At 62.9% G+C, this 2,144-nt stretch carries 2 protein-coding genes; both read right to left on the bottom strand.

The genetic code is table 11. The annotated features are described in order from the left end of the window. Nucleotides 1–262 precede the first annotated feature (262 nt). On the bottom strand, nucleotides 263–1,210 hold the full coding sequence (ftsY, locus tag P792_RS31760; protein ID WP_023979386.1) for a signal recognition particle-docking protein FtsY: 948 nt from the start codon (nucleotides 1,208–1,210) through the stop codon (nucleotides 263–265). A gap of 1 nt (nucleotide 1,211) precedes the next feature. Then, a partial coding sequence (locus P792_RS31755; RefSeq protein WP_035440213.1) for a MiaB/RimO family radical SAM methylthiotransferase occupies nucleotides 1,212–2,144 on the bottom strand: 933 nt, incomplete at its 5' end.

Genomic DNA, 2,144 nt, shown 5'->3' with positions numbered 1-2,144 from the left:
AAAAAAATCATCCCAGGCGCTCACTTCAGCATGCGAACAACATCTGGCATGAGGCGTGAATCGCCTCCAGACCGGCAGTGCCCCCGCCCCCCGGAATCCGGCTATGTCAGGTGCGGGACTGCACGGCTGTCAGCGTTGCGCAACACGCGCCTGAGCAGGCGCGTGATGGCCGATACAGGCCCTCACCTATTAAAAGCCATGCCGGCATGGTGTCGATGGCGTAGCCATCACAGGCCACGCATGGATAAGCCAGATTACTGGCTCAATCCTGAACTTCGTCGATCAGATGGCTGGTCAGATCGGCACCGCTTCCGCCCACGAGACCACGCGCATATTCCTGAGCCGAGAAGGGACGCAGATCCTCGACCTGCTCACCCACGCCCACCAGATGCACCGGAAGCTTGAAGGCGTCAGCCAGTGCCACAACGATACCACCCCGTGCGGAGCCATCGAGCTTGGTCACGATCAGACCCGTTACATTCACGAGTTCACGGAAAACACGCACCTGTTCCATTGCATTCTGTCCAGTCGTGGCATCGAGCACCAGCAACACTGAATGGGGAGCGGTTTCGTCGAACTTCCTCATGACGCGGATGATCTTGGCGAGCTCTTCCATCAGCGCGCCCTTGTTGTGCAGACGCCCGGCCGTGTCGACGAACAGCAGGTCGGTTCCTGATTCACGCGCCTGCTTGATGCCTTCATAGGCAAGGCCTGCGGCATCCCCACCCGGCTTGCCCGCAATGACTGGCGCGCCGGTACGCTCACCCCAGACCTGCAACTGCTCGACAGCAGCGGCGCGGAACGTGTCGCCCGCCACCATCATGACCGAGCGCCCCTGATCCCGGAACCATTTGGCCATCTTGCCGATGGTCGTGGTCTTACCCACGCCATTGACGCCCACCACGAGCACGACATGCGGCTTGTGCTCGGTCTTGAGCTCGAAGGGCTGGGCCACGGGTTCGAGCACGCGGGCGATTTCGGTGGCCAGAGCCTCCTGAATTTCTTCGGTCGTGACATTGCGGCCAAAACGCGACGTGCGGAATTCCTCGATCACACGCCCGGCCACTGCGGGGCCGAGATCGGCTGCAATCAGCTCGTCCTCGAGTTCCTCCAGCGCTGTCTCGTCGAGATAGCGATGGGTGAGAGCAGCATTCAGCTTCTGCGTCGAGCGCGTCAGCCCCTGTTTCAGACGTGAGAAAAATCCGGCCATGTCAGTTGATCTCTGCTACCAGCCCTACTTCGTCAAGGGTTCGGGCGACAAGGGTAAGGCGAGTGCCACGAACTGCCTGCCCGCGAGACAGACGCACCGGCACGAAATGGGCCGAGTGGCCCTTGGTTGCCCCCTCCATCAGAACATCGAGAGGGCGCCCCATCATACCGCGCCAGTAGGCCTGCCGATTGGCCTCGCCTGCCTCACGCAGGGCCGCGGCACGCGCCTGACGTTTTGCATTAGGGACGCTGGGCATACGGGCCGCCGGGGTGCCGGGGCGCTCGCTGTAGGGAAAGACGTGCAGATAGGGCAGTTCATGACGCACGACAAAATCGAGCGTCTCCTGCGCCTGAGCCTCGGTTTCAGTCGGAAATCCGGCAATCAGATCGGCCCCGATCGCAATATCGGGACGCAGGCGCCGCGCCCGCGTGATCAGATCGGCGGCATCCTGCACCGAATGGCGGCGCTTCATGCGCTTGAGCACCTTATCGCTCGCTGCCTGTAGCGAGAGATGCAGATGCGGCAGAAAGCGGGGCTCCTCGGCCAGCAGATACCACAGATCGGCATCGACAGAGGCCGGATCGAGCGAGGACAGGCGCAGTCGGGGCAATTCCGGCACGGCTGACAGCACGTCACGACAAAGCGTGCCCAGTGCAGGTGCGCCATCGAGGTCCCGCCCCCAGGAGGCGATATCGACACCCGTCAGAACGATTTCATGATGGCCCGCCTCGACCAGCGCCCGGGCGCGGGCGATCACGTCCCGGGTGGACACCGAACGCGAGCGGCCGCGCCCATACGGGATAATGCAGAATGTGCAGCGATGGTCGCAGCCCTGCTGCACCTGAAGCAGGGCACGCACATGCCCTCCCGTTTCGACCACGGGGGAAACGGGAGCGGGTGCGGCCTGCATGATATCAGCAACAGCCCCCTGCTG

The sequence above is a fragment of the Asaia sp. SF2.1 genome (assembly GCF_000505765.1).
GTDB classification, from domain to species: Bacteria; Pseudomonadota; Alphaproteobacteria; order Acetobacterales; family Acetobacteraceae; genus Asaia; species Asaia bogorensis.
Note: the sequence above shows the minus strand (reverse complement) of the source record. Positions and strands in the feature narration are given on the sequence as shown.